General features: G+C 54.2%; 13 protein-coding genes and 1 pseudogene. 4 read left to right on the forward strand and 10 right to left on the reverse strand.

The features are described 5' to 3' along the window. Positions 1-15: 15 nt before the first annotated feature. The 6 genes from DW47_RS0103280 to yczR all read right to left on the reverse strand — a co-directional run bounded on the left by DW47_RS0103280 (position 16) and on the right by yczR (position 6677). Entirely contained in the window at positions 16-690 is a 675-nt protein-coding gene (locus tag DW47_RS0103280; protein ID WP_420911394.1) for an ABC transporter ATP-binding protein, read from the reverse strand. After that, complete coding sequence (locus tag DW47_RS0103285) at positions 687-1526, reverse strand: ABC transporter ATP-binding protein (protein WP_029684923.1); 840 nt, start codon at positions 1524-1526, stop codon at positions 687-689. The genes DW47_RS0103280 and DW47_RS0103285 overlap by 4 nt, the downstream gene beginning before the upstream one ends. Then, positions 1516-2364: an ABC transporter permease gene (locus tag DW47_RS0103290; protein ID WP_029684924.1), complete on the reverse strand. Its 849-nt coding sequence runs from the start codon at positions 2362-2364 to the stop codon at positions 1516-1518. Before DW47_RS0103290 ends, DW47_RS0103285 begins: the two co-directional genes overlap by 11 nt. Beyond that, a complete protein-coding gene (locus DW47_RS0103295; RefSeq protein WP_029684925.1) occupies positions 2361-3413 on the reverse strand; it encodes an ABC transporter permease in 1053 nt (350 codons plus the stop codon). Before DW47_RS0103295 ends, DW47_RS0103290 begins: the two co-directional genes overlap by 4 nt. After that, positions 3413-4981, reverse strand: a complete 1569-nt coding sequence (locus DW47_RS0103300) for an ABC transporter substrate-binding protein (protein WP_029684926.1) — start codon at positions 4979-4981, stop codon at positions 3413-3415. The genes DW47_RS0103295 and DW47_RS0103300 overlap by 1 nt, the downstream gene beginning before the upstream one ends. Before the next feature lie 268 nt (positions 4982-5249). Next, a complete protein-coding gene (yczR, locus tag DW47_RS0103305) occupies positions 5250-6677 on the reverse strand; it encodes a MocR-like transcription factor YczR (RefSeq protein ID WP_029684927.1) in 1428 nt (475 codons plus the stop codon). Positions 6678-6768: 91 nt separating this feature from the next. Between yczR and yczE the strand changes: the two genes are divergently transcribed. Both yczE and DW47_RS0103315 read left to right on the forward strand, forming a co-directional pair. Next, positions 6769-7401, forward strand: a complete 633-nt coding sequence (gene yczE, locus DW47_RS0103310; protein ID WP_029684928.1) for a membrane protein YczE — start codon at positions 6769-6771, stop codon at positions 7399-7401. Positions 7402-7765: 364 nt separating this feature from the next. After that, complete coding sequence (locus DW47_RS0103315; RefSeq protein WP_029684929.1) at positions 7766-8083, forward strand: hypothetical protein; 318 nt, start codon at positions 7766-7768, stop codon at positions 8081-8083. Positions 8084-8093: 10 nt separating this feature from the next. On the opposite strand, the gene DW47_RS0103320 is transcribed toward DW47_RS0103315, so the two are convergent. Beyond that, positions 8094-9281, reverse strand: coding sequence for a BaiN/RdsA family NAD(P)/FAD-dependent oxidoreductase (locus DW47_RS0103320; protein ID WP_029684930.1), 1188 nt, complete (start codon positions 9279-9281; stop codon positions 8094-8096). Positions 9282-9517: 236 nt separating this feature from the next. Here DW47_RS0103320 and pitA point away from each other — a divergent pair. Continuing rightward, positions 9518-11003: pseudogene (gene pitA, locus DW47_RS16220) on the forward strand (inorganic phosphate transporter PitA). A gap of 61 nt (positions 11004-11064) precedes the next feature. Here the strand turns inward: pitA and uspB are convergent. Next, a complete protein-coding gene (gene uspB / locus DW47_RS0103330) occupies positions 11065-11397 on the reverse strand; it encodes a universal stress protein UspB (RefSeq protein WP_029684931.1) in 333 nt (110 codons plus the stop codon). Between the two features lie 299 nt (positions 11398-11696). Between uspB and uspA the strand changes: the two genes are divergently transcribed. After that, positions 11697-12128: a universal stress protein UspA gene (uspA, locus tag DW47_RS0103335; protein ID WP_029684932.1), complete on the forward strand. Its 432-nt coding sequence runs from the start codon at positions 11697-11699 to the stop codon at positions 12126-12128. Between the two features lie 54 nt (positions 12129-12182). On the opposite strand, the gene rsmJ is transcribed toward uspA, so the two are convergent. Beyond that, positions 12183-12953: a 16S rRNA (guanine(1516)-N(2))-methyltransferase RsmJ gene (gene rsmJ / locus DW47_RS0103340; protein ID WP_029684933.1), complete on the reverse strand. Its 771-nt coding sequence runs from the start codon at positions 12951-12953 to the stop codon at positions 12183-12185. A gap of 6 nt (positions 12954-12959) precedes the next feature. After that, positions 12960-15002: an oligopeptidase A gene (gene prlC, locus DW47_RS0103345; protein ID WP_029684934.1), complete on the reverse strand. Its 2043-nt coding sequence runs from the start codon at positions 15000-15002 to the stop codon at positions 12960-12962. Between the last annotated feature and the right edge of the window lie 317 nt (positions 15003-15319).

Raw genomic sequence — 15319 nt, forward strand, 5'->3', positions numbered from 1 at the left:
GCCTGTTTTTGTGGCCTAGCGGTCGATAATCCGCCCTGCCTGCATGGTAACAGCGCGGTCACACATATGATCAATCACATCTGGGTCGTGACTGACCAACACCATCGTCAATTGATGCTCACGTTTCAAGTCGTTTAATAGGTTGAGAATCTCCGCCTGCACCGACATGTCTAGCGCCGAAGTTGGTTCATCCAGCAACACAATTTTCGGTTCGAGTAATAACGCACGCACAATCGCCACCCGCTGGCGCTGACCACCAGATAGCTGATGGGGATAACGGTCCATAAAGGCGGGATCTAATCCAACCTGCCGAAAACCCTGCTCGATGCGCTGCTCAATATTATCCAGTCCGAAACGTTTCAGCGGTTCTGCTAAGGTACGGCGCAACCGGTGGCGGGGATGCAGAGACGCATAAGGGTCCTGAAACACCATCTGCACCTCACGGCGCAAGCTGCCGCGGAATTCCTGACCAGGGGTAATCCGGTTCTCTGCCAGCACCATCTCTCCCTGCCAGTGCGGGTTTAATCCGGCCATGACCCACAGTAGCGAGGATTTGCCACATCCTGATGGCCCAACCAGCCCGAAGCACTCTCCAGCAGCAACCTGCAAATGAACATCCTCAACCACCTGACGAAACTGGTGGCCTTGCGGATGAAAAACATGAATGTCATTCAGTTGGATAATACTCATAACTGGGCCTCCAACGCATCCCTGTCGAGGGTCGGTAACCGCTGTCCTTTGGTCGCTAAGCTGGGACGGCAGGACCACAGGGTCCGAGTGTACGGGTGCGTTGCTCGCGGCAGCTCAGCCGCAGGGAGAGTATCCAGAAGATGCCCCTTATACATCACCATCACACGCTGACAATGATCAGCCACCTGCTGCAAGTCGTGGCTGATCAGTAGCAGTCCCATATTACGCTGTGAAATCAGATCCTGAATCAACGCCAAGACCTGATCACGCATCTTATGATCCAGGGCTGACGTCGGTTCATCTGCAATCAGAAACTGCGGATCCGTGATCAAAGCAATCGCCAGCATAATGCGTTGCCCCATTCCGCCAGAAAGCTGACCAGGGTAGCGTTTTACCAGTTGCTGAGGGTTCGGTAAACCGACCGCATCCAGCATCTCCAAGACTTTCTCACGGCGCTGGCGACGATTAAGTCCTGTGTGTAAGATCAGCGGCTCTTCCACCTGCCAGCCAATGGTCAAGGCCGGATTGAGGGCATACTTCGGGTCCTGCATCACCATTGCGACCTTACTGCCCCGCAGTTGGGTCCATTGCCGTGCCGACAGGGACAGTGCATCTTGCCCCGCTACTGTCAATTGCTGGGCGCTGATCTGCAAGGAGGGGGATAACAACCCCATCAGGCTGCGCGCGGTCAGGGATTTTCCGGAACCGGATTCCCCCACCAATGCCACCCGTTCTTGGCCAAGTGTAAAGGAGATATTGTCGACCAGCGTCCGCCCTTCCGGCAAGCCGATGGTCAGATGATCCGCGACAATAAACGGTGTCGATTCAGCTGTCATTACGGCTATCCAAGCGATCTCGCAGACCGTCACCAATAAAGTTAAAGGTCAGGCTGGCCAGTAAAATTGCACCACCCGGTGCAGCGGCTACCCACCACTGATCAAAAATCACTTTGCCGCCTTCGGCGACCATAGAGCCCCATTCAGCAGTAGGAGGCTGTACCCCCATACCCAGGAAGCCCAGACCGGCCGCAGACAGAATAATACCGCCGAGACTCAGGGCCGCACGCACCACTGCGCTGGGTAAGCACAACGGTAAAATGTGCCCCAACATCAGCGACATTCCACGGATCCCCTGCATTTTTGCAGCAGCCAAGTAATCACTGCGCCGCAATTGCAGCGTTTCCGCACGAGCCTGACGGGCAAACGGCGGCCAACTGGTCAGCGCCAGGGCCAACGCGCCATTTAATAATCCCGGTCCCAATACGGCTACCATTGCCAGCGCAATCACCAGACTGGGTAAGGCGAGGAAAATGTCGGTGATACGCATCAGGATGCGTTCCGTCCAGCCGCCGAGATAGCCGGCAGTGATCCCCACCGCCATGCCGACCGGGACCGTCAGGACCAAAATAAAAATCACCAGCAACAGGGTGGGACGGCTACCATAAATCACCCGCGATAACAGATCGCGGCCAAAACTGTCGGTTCCGAACCAATGCTGCCATGATGGGGCCATCAATCGGTCCGCCATCTGCTGGTTATTCGGGTCAAACGGCGCCAGCCAGGGGGCAAACAAGGCGGTAATGATTAGCACGCCGAGTAGAGTGAAACCTGCCACTAACAGCCAAGGCGTCTTTCTGCGGCGGCGTACCGCCTGTGCTCGGGTTAAATCAGTCATCGTGTTCCCGGACGAGTAAGCCAGACCAACGCATCGGTCAGTGCATTGATCAGGATAAAACAGGTACCAATCACCAGCGTGGTGCCGAGAATGGCAGGAAGATCGGAGGCAAACAGGGCATTGGTCAGATAGCGTCCCATGCCAGGCCAGGAAAATACGCTTTCTGTCAGTACCGAACCTTCCAGTAAAGAGACATAGGAGAGCATCACCACAGTGATCAGCGTGCCGCGGGTATTAGGCAGCAGATGATGCCAGAGAATACGCCAGCGGCCTGCACCTTTGGCCAGTGCCAGGGTGACATACTCTTTACTGTTCTCTTCCAGCAAGGAGGCACGTAGCAGACGGGTGATCGAGGCCATCGACAATAGACCAAGGATCGCCACCGGCAACCACAGGTGCGCGAGCGCGTTGTAGAACATCTCCCGGTCCCCAGATAACCAGGAATCGATTAGCACGATGCCGGTTTTCGTTTCGAGGGTATACGCGTAGATATCATCCAGTTGTCCTGGACCGGCAGACCAGTGCAGCACCGCATAGAACAGCAGCAGCCCCAGCAGGCCGAACCAAAATACCGGTACCGAATAACCGAGCAGAGAGATCACCCGCGCCAGGTGATCGATCCAGCTTTTTGGCCGCCAGACTGAGAGCAGCGCCAGTCCGATACCGCCGAAGGCTCCGACCAACAGTGAACAGGTGGCTAAGGTGAAAGTCGCGGGAAAAGTACGCAATAAATCTTGTCCCACCGACTGACCGGTCACTTGTGAAACCCCAAGGTTCCCATGCAGCAGTTGCAGTAAATAATTCCAAAACTGACGCGGCAGCGACTGATCCAGCCCCATCTGATGCCTAACCTGCGCATAAGTGGACGCACTAGCATGGTCGCCGATCCGCTGCAGCACCGGGTCTACCGGGGAAAGGTGCGACAACGTAAAGGTGAACACCAGTAACCCGAGCAGCGTTACCGCTAGGGATAACAGGTTACCGGTGAGGCGCTTAACCAGCCGCCCCCACCCCGCAGCACGACGCTCTGGTTGCGCTGCTGTGATCATTACTTGCTCACCTGATTATAGAACACCATGTCCGGGTTCATGCCCTGTTGATAGCCTTTCAGGTTATCACGCAGTGCAATCAACTGACGGGCTTGGACACCAATCACAAACGGTGAGCTTTTCTGTACCTTGGCCTGCAGATCCTGATAAAGCGCGATACGTGCCTTGTTATCACTCAATGCTACCGCTTTGCGGGTTTCTGCGGTCAACTGCGGAATATCCCAGTTCGCGCGTTCTGCCAAGGTGTTACTGCCATCTTGCGGATTGGTGGCAAAAGCCGCCGCATTGGAGTTCGGGTCGAAATAGTCCGGCCCCCAAGAGCTGACAGTGGCCTCATAATTATGCTTGTTGACTTTCGAGGAGATTTCACTGCTGATCCCCGGGACCAATGTCACCTTGACGCCGGCTTTCGCAAAGCTAGCCTGCAGGGCTTGGGCAATATCCAAGTATGGCGGCTGGTTATTCACCACCAGCGTAAAGCTGACATTTTTCAAACCGGCTTTAGCCAAGATCGCTTTGGCTTTCTCCGGGTTGTAGGTATAAGGATTGCTGTTCAGCGCCCCCATATAGCCGTCCGGTAGGAAGGTCTGGTGTACCGAAAATTGCCCTTTCAGTAATCCGTTAGCAATACCGTTGTAATCGAACAGATAGCGAGAGGCTTCCCACAGCGCCGGGTTACCGGTGACTGGGTTCGCTTTGGCATTAAACATCAGGTAATACACCGAGGCGATTGGCACTGCCAGCGGTTTAACCCCAGGTTTATTCTGTAAGGCACTGAACTGATCACTGCCTAGGTTACGAGCGATATCGGCATCCCCCTGCTCGACCAGCAATACGCGGGTCGCCACTTCAGGAACGTTTTTAATCAGCAGATACTTCATTTTAGGCGCGCCCGCCGGTGAGGTCGGGTTAGCCGCCATTAACAGCGCTTCATGAGGCACGTAACGCTTGATGCTGAATGGACCGCTACCCGCAGAGTGAGTTCCCAGCCATTGATGACCGGAGTCGCCCTGCACTGCATGGCTATCAGCCAGTTTCTCATCAATAATCGATGAAACCGGTGCAGACATCAGACTCAAGACGAAAGAGGGGCTGACATCCGCCGTCCAGTGCAACGTCACCTGGTTATCAGCGGTTTTGGTGATTTGGCTGTCAACGTTCTGTGCTGTCCAACCTAACTGAGTCAGGATAAAGGACGGATCCAGGTTCAGTTTGACCACGCGGGTCAGAGAGAAAATCACATCTTCTGGACGGACAGGGTTACCACTGGCAAAGCGGGCACCGTTACGTAAAGTGAAAGTCAGGCTACGGTTATCCGCACCAGGGGTCCAGCTACTGGCCAAGGTCGGGCGCAGATCAACGGGGTTGCTCGGATCAGACTGTACCAAACGCTGATACAGGCTATTAAATGCCTGAATGGTCGACAGCTCAAAACCCTCTGCTGGGTCGAAGCTGGTAGCATCATCCAGCGACTGCGCCACGACCAAAGTATCAGGGGGAGTTGCTGCAAAAGCGGTTGCCGAACTGGCCAGCATCGCCAGCGCAAAACTGATTAGCGTTTTTTTCATTATCTTTCCTCACCAGAATTCAACATTACGCCAACAAAAACGGCTTGTACCGGCGGTGACGTGCGTCTTTTATTCTTATTGGTTATATATGAATGATTGTTTATTACTTAAGTAATTTATCGGATTTTACCTCCCTAGACCAGCATTGCAACGCTATGATCTGTCAAAAAGTAAGCAAAAAAACGGTTCAATACAGCGGACTCTGCTGGCAGTACCCGCCAACCAGCAGCAGACAGCCCACTAGGATCTGCTACTCAAGGACTAGGCGTTAAAATATGGGACGAGTAGTGACGGGGCGTGGGGAGTCGGGAAGGGCTTCCCACAGCGGTTGTAAACGTCTGAAAGCCTGTTCCAGCGTCGCATCTTCAGCACTAAACGGCATTCGCAGAAAACGATCAAATGCCCCAGATAATCCAAAACGGGTTCCGGTGCCGAGAATGATGCCAGCGTCACTGGCACGGGACGCAAAGCGGGTGGCTAACATCCCCGGTAATTCTACCCAGAAGGAGAGCCCTCCTTCTGGCATCAGAAACGACCAGTCAGGGAAATAGCGATTCATCAGTACCGCGCAGTGATCGCGGCGCTGCTGCAGGAGTTCTCTGCGTCCTTTCAGAAACTGCTCACTGTTGTCCACTAACCAGGCGCAGGCCAACTGTTCAGTCACTGGGGTGCCTAAATCTAACGAGTCGCGGATCTGCACCAGTGCCGCAGCCTGAGTCCCCGGTGCGCGTATCCAGCCGACCCGTAACCCGCCCCAAAAACGCTTCGAGGCCGAGCCCAAACAATAGACGTCGCTGTCGCCGGCGAATGCGGCCACCGGCAGTGGCGGCGGCTGCTGATACCATAAATCGGCGAGAGTTTCATCGATCACCAGTGGCGTACGGTAACGGGCGGCCACTGCCACCAGTTGCTCACGGGCCGCGCTGTCCATGCAATAGCCGGTTGGGTTGTGATAATCGGCGATTATATACGCCAGCCGCGGCGAGCTCTGTGCTAATGTGGCCGTCAGGCCTGCCAGGTCCCACTCACCGTGACCGAGAGACACCCCTACCGGCTGACAGGCAGCCCCACGTATCGCGGACAGTGCCGACGGATAAGTAGGGTGATCGACCAATACCCGATCGCCGGGCCCCGTCAGCAACCGTAGGATCAAGGACAGACCACTGACTGCGCCATTGACCACCATAATTTGGTCAGCACGGGTCGGCAGCCCTCGGCGCTGATAATCGCGGGCGATAGCCTCACGCAATGCCAGTAGCCCCTGAGGTGAATAACCGGTACCGGACAGATGTTGCGGCAGCCCTGATAGCGCCTGACTGAACGCCTGATAAATTTCCGGTCCCGCTTCCAGCGAGGCAGTAGAAAGGTCCAGCTCACCCCCTGTGGACATCATGGCCGGAACCGTATCGCGGCTTTCCGGTAATACCACTCGGCTCCCGCTGCCTTGTTGACTCACCAGAAAGCCCTGCTCGCGCAGGCGGGCCAGTGCACTACTGACGGTGGTACGGCTGATCCCCAGTGCCGAGCTGAGTTCACGCTCACCGGGTAAACGCGTGCCCAGCGTCAGGCGACCATCGAGGATCAGCAAACGCAAGGCCGAAGCCAGCTGCTGCCACAGTGGGACCCGTGAAGCAGGCTGCTGCCAATGGCCGAGCATCCGAGTCAGAGACTGATAACCTAAACGTCGTGAGGGCATAGCGATCCACTTTGTAATAACTGGCTATTAATTATCAGTCCATTTCAGATAACAATCGTTCCACTGTCAACCTGTGGTGCGGATAAAAAAGATGCTAAAACGATTACTCCACCTTTATGTCGGTCTAGTGCTGTATGGACTGTCCTGTGCCCTGTATATGCACTGCGGACTCGGTGCCGATCCCTGGGATGTCTTTCACCTCGGCGTAGCCAAGGTCCTGTCGATGAACGTTGGAACCGTGATGATTATCACCGGTGCACTGGTACTGGTGCTATGGATCCCCCTACGGCAGAAACCAGGGCTGGGTACCTTAAGTAATGTAGTGGTACTTGGACTGGTCGTCGCGGTTGCACTGGCGGTGATGCCACCACTGACCTCGCTGGCCGCCCGCTGTCTAATGCTGGCGGCTGCTATCCTAATGAATGCCATTGCCACCGTGATGTATATCTGTGCGGGTTTCGGCCCCGGTCCCCGTGACGGGCTCATGACCGGACTGCACCGCCGAACCGGTATTTCACTGCGGCTGATCCGAACCTTGATTGAGGTCACCGTCCTATTGATTGGCTGGTCGCTGGGTGGCAATGCCGGACCTGGGACACTGGTCTACGCCCTGACGATCGGACCGTTAATACAGTTCTTTTTGCCTTTTTTCCGGCAACACGACCGCTCTTTACAGGTCTCTGCACCGGCTGTTTCTCCAGCTCCCCCTGAGAAAACCTCCTGATGCTCACCTCGGGCAGCCAGAGACTGCCCGGCAAATAACAGGCCATTGCCCACCTGCCGTAACACGGCACATCCTTGTTATCGCAAGCATCAAGTCAAGTGTAAGTACTTACTATCAATAGACGATAAAAGCAGTAAGAATGGCGCCCATGTCAGCGTGAGACGTCGCGAAGAAGACGTGCTAGGCACATGGCTGTCCGGGGCTCGGGCTAATACTGACCCTCAACCTCGGCAGTAAAGATCATGGTTTGTGATTGATGAAAAATCACGGCAAACTGACCACTGAACGGGCCGTCATCCGCAGAGGGGCTACACTCATCACCCTTGACCTGACGGCATCCTCTGTCTACTGATCAGGAGTTCTGATGAAATATTTATCTGCATGCTGGCTTGCACTGCTGAGCCTTAGCGCCTCTTTCGGCGCTGCGGCACAATGGCCACCGGAAACCGACGCGCGAGTCCCCGGTAATGCCCTGGAAGTCCCCACCCAATTATCTGCGGTGAACCAGTCACTGGAGCAGTTGCTGGATCAAGGCGGGCAGGTTATTTCCTCGTATGTCGCCGCCGATGGCCCAGTCGTGACGCTACGTAAAAACAAGCATTACATCCTCTGCATGGTGAAAGGCGCCAGCAGTAGCCCGGGACAGAATGTGGCGACCTCAAAATGCTATCAGATGAACTGATCCGGCCGCCTTACAGGGCGGCGGCACAAGCGGCGGCAGAGCTCCAAGCCCACTGGAAGTTATAACCGCCCAGCCAGCCGGTGACATCAACCACTTCCCCAATAAAGTACAGTCCCGGTACCTCACGGGCTTCCATCGTGCGGGAGGAAAGCTGGCGAGTATCCACACCGCCCTGTGTCACTTCCGCGGTCCGATAGCCCTCGGTACCGTTAGGCTGAACCTGCCAGCCAATCAGTTGCTCGACCAACTGCTGCTGTTGCTTCTTATTTAACTGTTTGAGGGTCAGCTCAGGGATGATCCCCAGCGTCTGCAGAACTTCTGTCAGACGTTTCGGCAACAGTTTTGCCAGACTGTTCTTCAGGCTCAGATTCGGGTGGGCTTCCCGCTGCCTCTCCAGAAACTCAAGCAGATCCGTCTCCGGTAACAGATTGATTTCCAAGGTTTCACCCGGCTGCCAGTAGCTGGAAATCTGTAACATCGACGGCCCCGACAGGCCACGGTGAGTAAACAGCATCGCTTCTTTGAACTGTTGCCCTTGGCGAGCAGTGACCGTCACCGGAACCGCCACACCGGACAATGTCTGTAGCGGCTCCAGTAGCGGTTTATGCAAGGTAAAAGGCACCAGCGCGGCACGAGTAGGCAACACCTCTAACCCAAACTGCGCCGCAATTTTATAGCCGAAAGGGGTTGCTCCCAGACCGGGCATTGACAAACCACCGGAGGCGATAACCAGTTTGCGGGTACTCACATCCTCACCATTTAGTTGTAACCGGTATTCACCGTCATCAAGGCGTTCGGTGCTGAGGATCTCGGTGCGTAGGCGCAGTTTGACGTTACCCGCATCACACTCTGCCAGCAGTAGATCGACAATCTGCTGCGCTGATTCATCACAAAACAGTTGTCCGAGGGTTTTCTCATGCCATGTAATGCCGTGGCGATTAACCAAGTCAATAAAATCCCATTGTGTATAGCGAGCAAGTGCTGACTTACAGAAATGTGGGTTATCGGACAAATAGGCACCGGCATCAGTATAGAGGTTGGTAAAGTTACAACGGCCGCCACCGGACATCAGGATCTTACGCCCTGCTTTTTTACCATTATCCAACACTAACACTTTTAGCCCGCGCTGGCCGGCCTGCGCCGCACAAAACAGGCCTGCAGCACCTGCTCCGACGACAATCACGTCATACTTTTCCATGCTTCCCTCGGCTAAAAAACGGCTGATTGTAGAGATATGCTCGAGCTGACTCCAGAAGCAAAAGCCGCCTCATGGGCCAGGAAACTATTAAGCGTTTAATTTAAAAGAACTTTTAAAAATGACCTTGGTAATATTTATTAACAAAGACGAAAAAAAACGATATTTTCCTTTCCTGAACTAGCCTCTGTCGCTGATAATGCGCTGGGTTCATGTCCTCAAAAAATGGCGTAATGTTTATGCTTCATCTTTTTGCTGGTATCGATTTAAGTACTGGCCTACTACTGGTAGTCGCTCTGTTGTTTGTTTTGTTCTATGAAGCAATCAACGGGTTTCATGATACCGCTAACGCAGTTGCCACGGTAATTTATACCCGTGCGATGCGTGCACAGCTGGCTGTTGCAATGGCGGGGATCTTTAACTTCCTGGGGGTGCTGCTGGGCGGGCTTAGCGTTGCGTACGCTATCGTCCATATGCTACCGACCGATCTGTTGCTAAACGTGGGTTCTGCCCATGGCCTGGCCATGGTGTTTTCCATGTTACTGGCAGCAATTATCTGGAACTTGGTATTTTGGCTTACCGGCCTCCAGCTCACATACGCTGATCGGTGCCATTATCGGTATCGCCTTGACCAATGCGTTGGTAACGGGTGGATCGTTGGTGGATGCGCTAAATATTCCTAAGGTTATCAATATCTTCTTATCACTGGTACTGTCTCCGATTGTCGGTATGGTGCTGGCCGGAATATTGATTTTCCTGTTACGCAAATACTGGAGCGGTACACGTAAGCGTTCACGTATCCATATGACCCCTGCCGAGCGTGAAAAGAAAGACGGTAAGAAAAAACCGCCTTTCTGGACCCGTATTGCGTTGATTGTCTCAGCCATCGGTGTCAGCTACTCCCATGGCGCTAATGATGGTCAGAAAGGGATCGGCCTGATTATGCTGGTGTTGATCGGTGTGGCACCAGCAGGCTTTGTGGTCAATATGAATGCCTCTGGCTACGACATCACCCGTACCCGCGATGCCGTTGATCACCTAGCGCAGTATTATCAGCAAAACAGCCAGTCACTGCAGACCATCATTGCTCCGGCAGCTGCCACGCCACCTGTCGCGACGACTGCGCCAGTGGAAGAGTTCCATTGCAGCAACGAACGGGCACTGGAAGCCGTCGCGCATGCCCAAGGTATGCTGACCAATCTGACCAGCTATGCACAGCTTACACCGGAGAAACGCAGTCAGTTACGTCGTTTGCTGCTGTGTATTTCTGATACCGCTGATAAAGTGGCAAAACTGCCACAGACCAGTGCTCAGAACCAAAAATTCCTGGGTGATTTACGCCATGACCTGCTAGGTACCGTCGAATATGCGCCGGTCTGGATCATTATTGCGGTTGCCTTAGCTCTGTCTGCAGGGACTATGGTGGGCTGGCGTCGCGTCGCCACCACTATCGGTGAGAAAATCGGTAAGAAAGGCATGACCTACGCCCAGGGCATGGCTGCCCAGGTGACGGCGGCAGCCTCTATCGGTATTGCTAGTTACACCGGGATGCCGGTCTCTACCACCCATATCCTCTCTTCTTCGGTGGCGGGGACAATGCTGGTAGACGGTGGGGGTCTACAGACCAAGACCATTCGCAGCATCGCCATGGCTTGGGTGCTTACCCTGCCGGTATCGATTCTGTTGTCTGCCTCACTGTATTGGATTTCGCTGCAAATTATCTGATCGCTGTGATGCACAAAAAAGGCTGCCCAAGGGCAGCCTTTTTCCTTTCTGTTTTCTGCGTTTAGCGAATAAGCAGTGCCAGCAGACTGATCAGAGTCAGCACACACAGAACACTGGTCAGAATGAACTGGTGGCGGGTGCGAACGCAGTGACGGACAAATGCCTCATCCTGGTGATCGCGGTAACCTTTTTTAAACAGGTAACGCACCAGCAGGACCTGACGGGCAGGCTGACCTCGAGCCGTAAAAAATCCAGCACCGTCGACGGATTGGTAGAGCTGCGGGTCGCTGGTCTGCATCTGTTGCAGTAAGGCACGTAATGCTGAGAAATAACGCACCATATTGATGACGCTGACCACTAAAAACGAGATAAAAAGAGGAAAAATATTAATCATTATGCTTCCGTTATTGGCTTAAAACCGAGACCGTTTTCCCTCACCATGGCTGCCGACAAGGCAGACGGACACCGCATTCTGCCCGCTGATGACGGAAAACTTTCCCGTTTTGATCTGCTTCACATTTCCCGGCCTCGCGCCGCCGGACAATCCATCTATACTCAGTTGTATAGCCCTATGGTAGGATAAATCCACAGCACAAAACAGAAAATCGTCATAGTGTTCAGCAGCCTGCCCGTTCAGTTGAACAGAGTTAAGCCGCTGCTGACCCTTACCCTTTTCGTAATAAGGAGTCTGTCATGTCTTATAAACATATTTTGGTCGCCGTTGACCTCTCCCCAGAAAGTCAGTTACTGGTCGACAAAGCGGTCTCACTGGCACGTCCTTATGACGCCAAAGTATCTCTGATCCACGTAGACGTTAATTACTCAGACCTGTATACCGGTCTTATCGACGTGAACTTGGGAGATATGCAGAAACGTATTTCTGAAGAGACGCAGAATGCCCTGACCGAGCTCTCCGCGAATGCCGGCTACCAAGTCAGCCAAGCACTGAGCGGTAGCGGCGATCTGACACAGGTTCTGCTGGATGCAATTAACCGTTACCAGGTCGACCTAGTGCTCTGTGGTCACCACCAGGATTTCTGGAGCAAACTGATGTCTTCAGCCCGCCAGTTAATCAACACCGTGCACATCGATATGTTGATTGTGCCAATGAAAGATGAAGACTAGCTGTCTCTGATCGCAGATCGCGTCGCGCGGCTCCAGTAACGGAGCCGCTACCGGTTATTCCGGCATGTCGCTGACCGGAGCCAGAGACGGATAAATATCAAAACGGTGGCTTTTCGTCACCACCGCAGAGGCCGTAGCCACCCCATCCAGCGGTTCCGCATAATCCGGACGTTTCACCACAATGCGCTTTTTCGCTAACAGCCGTGCCGGCGTCAGTAACGCATCCGCATCCTCATCCGCCCCGACCAGCGACTGAAATACCCGCATCTCCTTTTTAACCATGGCACTTTTCTGCCGATGGGGATACATCGGGTCCAAGTAGACCACATCTGGCCGAGGGGTGATATCAGCCAATGCCTGATGGCTGGTCGCGTGGATCAACGTCAGCCGTTGCTGTAACCAGGGGCCGATTTCCGCATCCGCATACCCGCGGCGTAGACCATCGTCCAACAGAGCCGCCACCACCGGATGACGTTCCAACATCCGCACTCGGCAGCCCGCTGCCGCCAGCACAAATGCGTCTCGTCCCAACCCGGCGGTCGCATCCACGACCTCCGGCAGATAGCTGCCTTTGATACCCACCGCTTTAGCGACTGCCTCGCCGCGACCGCCGCCAAATTTACGCCGATGCGCCATGGCACCGGAGACAAAATCGACAAAGATCCCACCGAGTTTAGGTTCATCGCGCTTACGCAGTTCCAGATGGTCAGGGGTTAATACCAACGCCATCGGCGCAGTATCATCGTGCACCAATTGCCAGCGCTGCGCTAAAACAGATAAGGCGCCGTCTCCGGCGCCTGTTTCATCAATCAAACAGATGTTCACTAAAGACTATTCCTGAATGCCGTAATGTTCCAGCATCGCGTCCAGTGCCGGCTCACGGCCACGGAAGCGGGTAAACAGCGTCATTGGCTCTTCAGAGCCGCCACGGCTGAGAATATTATCGAGGAAAGATTGCCCGGTTTCTCGGTTGAAAATACCTTCCTCTTCAAAACGAGAGTAAGCATCCGCCGCCAGTACATCTGCCCACAGGTAGCTGTAATATCCCGCCGCGTAGCCGCCCGCAAAGACATGGCTAAACGCATGTGGGAAGCGGCCCCAAGCCGGTGAAGGCACCACGGCGACTTCTTTTTTCACATCCTGCAGGGTTTCCAGTACGCGGGCACCTTTGGCTGGGTCATATTCCGCATGAAGGCGGAAATCAAACAGGCCAAATTCCAGCTGACGCAGGATAAACATCGCCGCATTGTAGTTTTTCGCCGCCAGCATTTTTTCCAGCAGATCCTGAGGTAATGGCTCACCCGTTTCATAATGGCCGGAGATAAACGCCAAGGCATCGGGCTCCCAGCACCAGTTTTCCATAAACTGGCTTGGTAGTTCGACCGCATCCCAAGGCACCCCGCTGATACCGGAAACACCGGCAGTATCGATTTCAGTCAGCATGTGGTGCAAGCCGTGGCCGAACTCATGGAACAGGGTGATCACTTCATCATGGGTAAACAGCGCCGGTTTCCCGTTCAATGGACGATTAAAGTTACAGGTCAGGTAAGCCACCGGGTACTGTAGCGTCCCATCCGCTTTACGGCGACGGCCTGCGCAATCATCCATCCATGCCCCACCACGCTTGTTTTCACGGGCATAAAGGTCCAGATAGAAGCTGCCGCGTAGCTCACCGTTTTCATCATACAGTTCGAAGAAACGCACATCTGGATGCCAGACATCCACATCGTGACGCTCTTTGGCGGTAATGCCGTAGATGCGTTTTACCACTTCAAACAGCCCACTGACGGCCTTATTTTCTGGGAAATAAGGACGCAGTTGCTCATCGCTGATGGTATAGAGGTGCTGTTTCTGCTTCTCGGCATAGAAGGAGATGTCCCACGGCTCAAGGCTGTCGACATTGTAATGGGTTTTCGCAAATTCACGCAGTTGCGCCAGTTCTTTCTCACCCTGCGGACGCGCACGTTTTGCCAGATCACTGAGGAAGTCCAGTACCTGTTGTGGAGACTGGGCCATTTTGGTGGCCAATGATTTTTCGGCAAAAGAACCAAAACCTAACAGTTGTGCTAACTCATGGCGCAATGCCAGCTCTTCTTCAATCAGTGGACCGTTATCCCACTTACCGGCATTCGGACCCTGATCAGAAGCTCGGGTGCCGTAAGCGCGGTACAGCTCTTCACGCAGTGCCTGATTTTCGCAATAGGTCATCACCGGCAGATAGCTCGGGATATCCAAGGTCAGCAACCAGCCCTGCTGCTCTTTCGCTTCAGCCTGGGCTTTAGCTGCCGCCAATGCACTTTCTGGCATTCCCGCCAGTTCCGCTTCATCCGTGATCAGCTTGCTCCAGCCCATAGTCGCATCCAGCACGTTGTTGCTGTAGGCGGCACCGATTTCTGATAGCCGTGCAGAGATTTCACCGTAACGTTTCTGCTTCTCTTTCGGCAGTCCGATGCCGGACAGCTCAAAATCACGCAGGGCGTTATCCACCAGCTTTTTCTGTGCAGTATCAAGGGTCGCATACTGTTCACTCTGTTTCAGGCTGACATAGGCCTGATACAACCCTTCGTGCTGACCGACCCAGGTACCGTATTCGGATAACAGCGGTAACACCTGTTCAAAGGCTTCACGCAGTTCTGGGCTATTTTTTACCGAGTTCAGGTGACTGACCGGAGAAAACAGACGGCCCAGACGATCATCGCTCTCTGCCAGTGGCTCGCACAGCGTTTCCCACGTGTAAGGACCACCCTGAGCGACCACTTTTTCCACTGCGGCACGGCATTCCTGCAGGGCTTCGGTCACCGCAGGGACCACATGTTCAGGTTTGATTAATGAGAACGGCGGCAGGGTAAACGGCGTCAGTAATGGGTTTGTCATAGCACAATCCTGTTGTTGTCAGAGGGCGCTTCTGTTGCGCGATATAAAAAGCATGGGGGCAGTGACAGGGAAAATCAATGTCTCGCCACCGGAATAGCAGAACAATTGGCTGATCACCGCAGACAGTACGGACAGCTCTCTGCCGGACGGTTGACGGTTTTCTATAAAACGCACCACCTTCGCGGATCCTGCACTCTACACTTGGATAAATGCGGCGCATTGCTACAGCCATCCAGCCAATACTGCTATACTCGGCGCCCGCGACAGGCAGCTACCGAGCAGAGGCCTTCGTCTTGTTAACGTGAGGGTGTGACGAT

It is taken from the genome of Tatumella saanichensis, from assembly GCF_000439375.1.
GTDB lineage: Bacteria > Pseudomonadota > Gammaproteobacteria > Enterobacterales > Enterobacteriaceae > Tatumella > Tatumella saanichensis.

What these genes read in the sequence shown, in the direction of transcription:
- yczE (WP_029684928.1), top strand. Translation starts at nt 6,769, where the DNA reads ATGCTAAAACGATTACTCCACCTTTATGTCGGTCTAGTGCTGTATGGA.
- uspA (WP_029684932.1), top strand. Translation starts at nt 11,697, where the DNA reads ATGTCTTATAAACATATTTTGGTCGCCGTTGACCTCTCCCCAGAAAGT.
- DW47_RS0103295 (WP_029684925.1), bottom strand. Translation starts at nt 3,413, where the DNA reads ATGATCACAGCAGCGCAACCAGAGCGTCGTGCTGCGGGGTGGGGGCGG.
- prlC (WP_029684934.1), bottom strand. Translation starts at nt 15,002, where the DNA reads ATGACAAACCCATTACTGACGCCGTTTACCCTGCCGCCGTTCTCATTA.
- uspB (WP_029684931.1), bottom strand. Translation starts at nt 11,397, where the DNA reads ATGATTAATATTTTTCCTCTTTTTATCTCGTTTTTAGTGGTCAGCGTC.
- DW47_RS0103300 (WP_029684926.1), bottom strand. Translation starts at nt 4,981, where the DNA reads ATGAAAAAAACGCTAATCAGTTTTGCGCTGGCGATGCTGGCCAGTTCG.
- DW47_RS0103290 (WP_029684924.1), bottom strand. Translation starts at nt 2,364, where the DNA reads ATGACTGATTTAACCCGAGCACAGGCGGTACGCCGCCGCAGAAAGACG.
- DW47_RS0103315 (WP_029684929.1), top strand. Translation starts at nt 7,766, where the DNA reads ATGAAATATTTATCTGCATGCTGGCTTGCACTGCTGAGCCTTAGCGCC.
- DW47_RS0103320 (WP_029684930.1), bottom strand. Translation starts at nt 9,281, where the DNA reads ATGGAAAAGTATGACGTGATTGTCGTCGGAGCAGGTGCTGCAGGCCTG.
- DW47_RS0103285 (WP_029684923.1), bottom strand. Translation starts at nt 1,526, where the DNA reads ATGACAGCTGAATCGACACCGTTTATTGTCGCGGATCATCTGACCATC.
- yczR (WP_029684927.1), bottom strand. Translation starts at nt 6,677, where the DNA reads ATGCCCTCACGACGTTTAGGTTATCAGTCTCTGACTCGGATGCTCGGC.
- DW47_RS0103280 (WP_420911394.1), bottom strand. Translation starts at nt 690, where the DNA reads ATGAGTATTATCCAACTGAATGACATTCATGTTTTTCATCCGCAAGGC.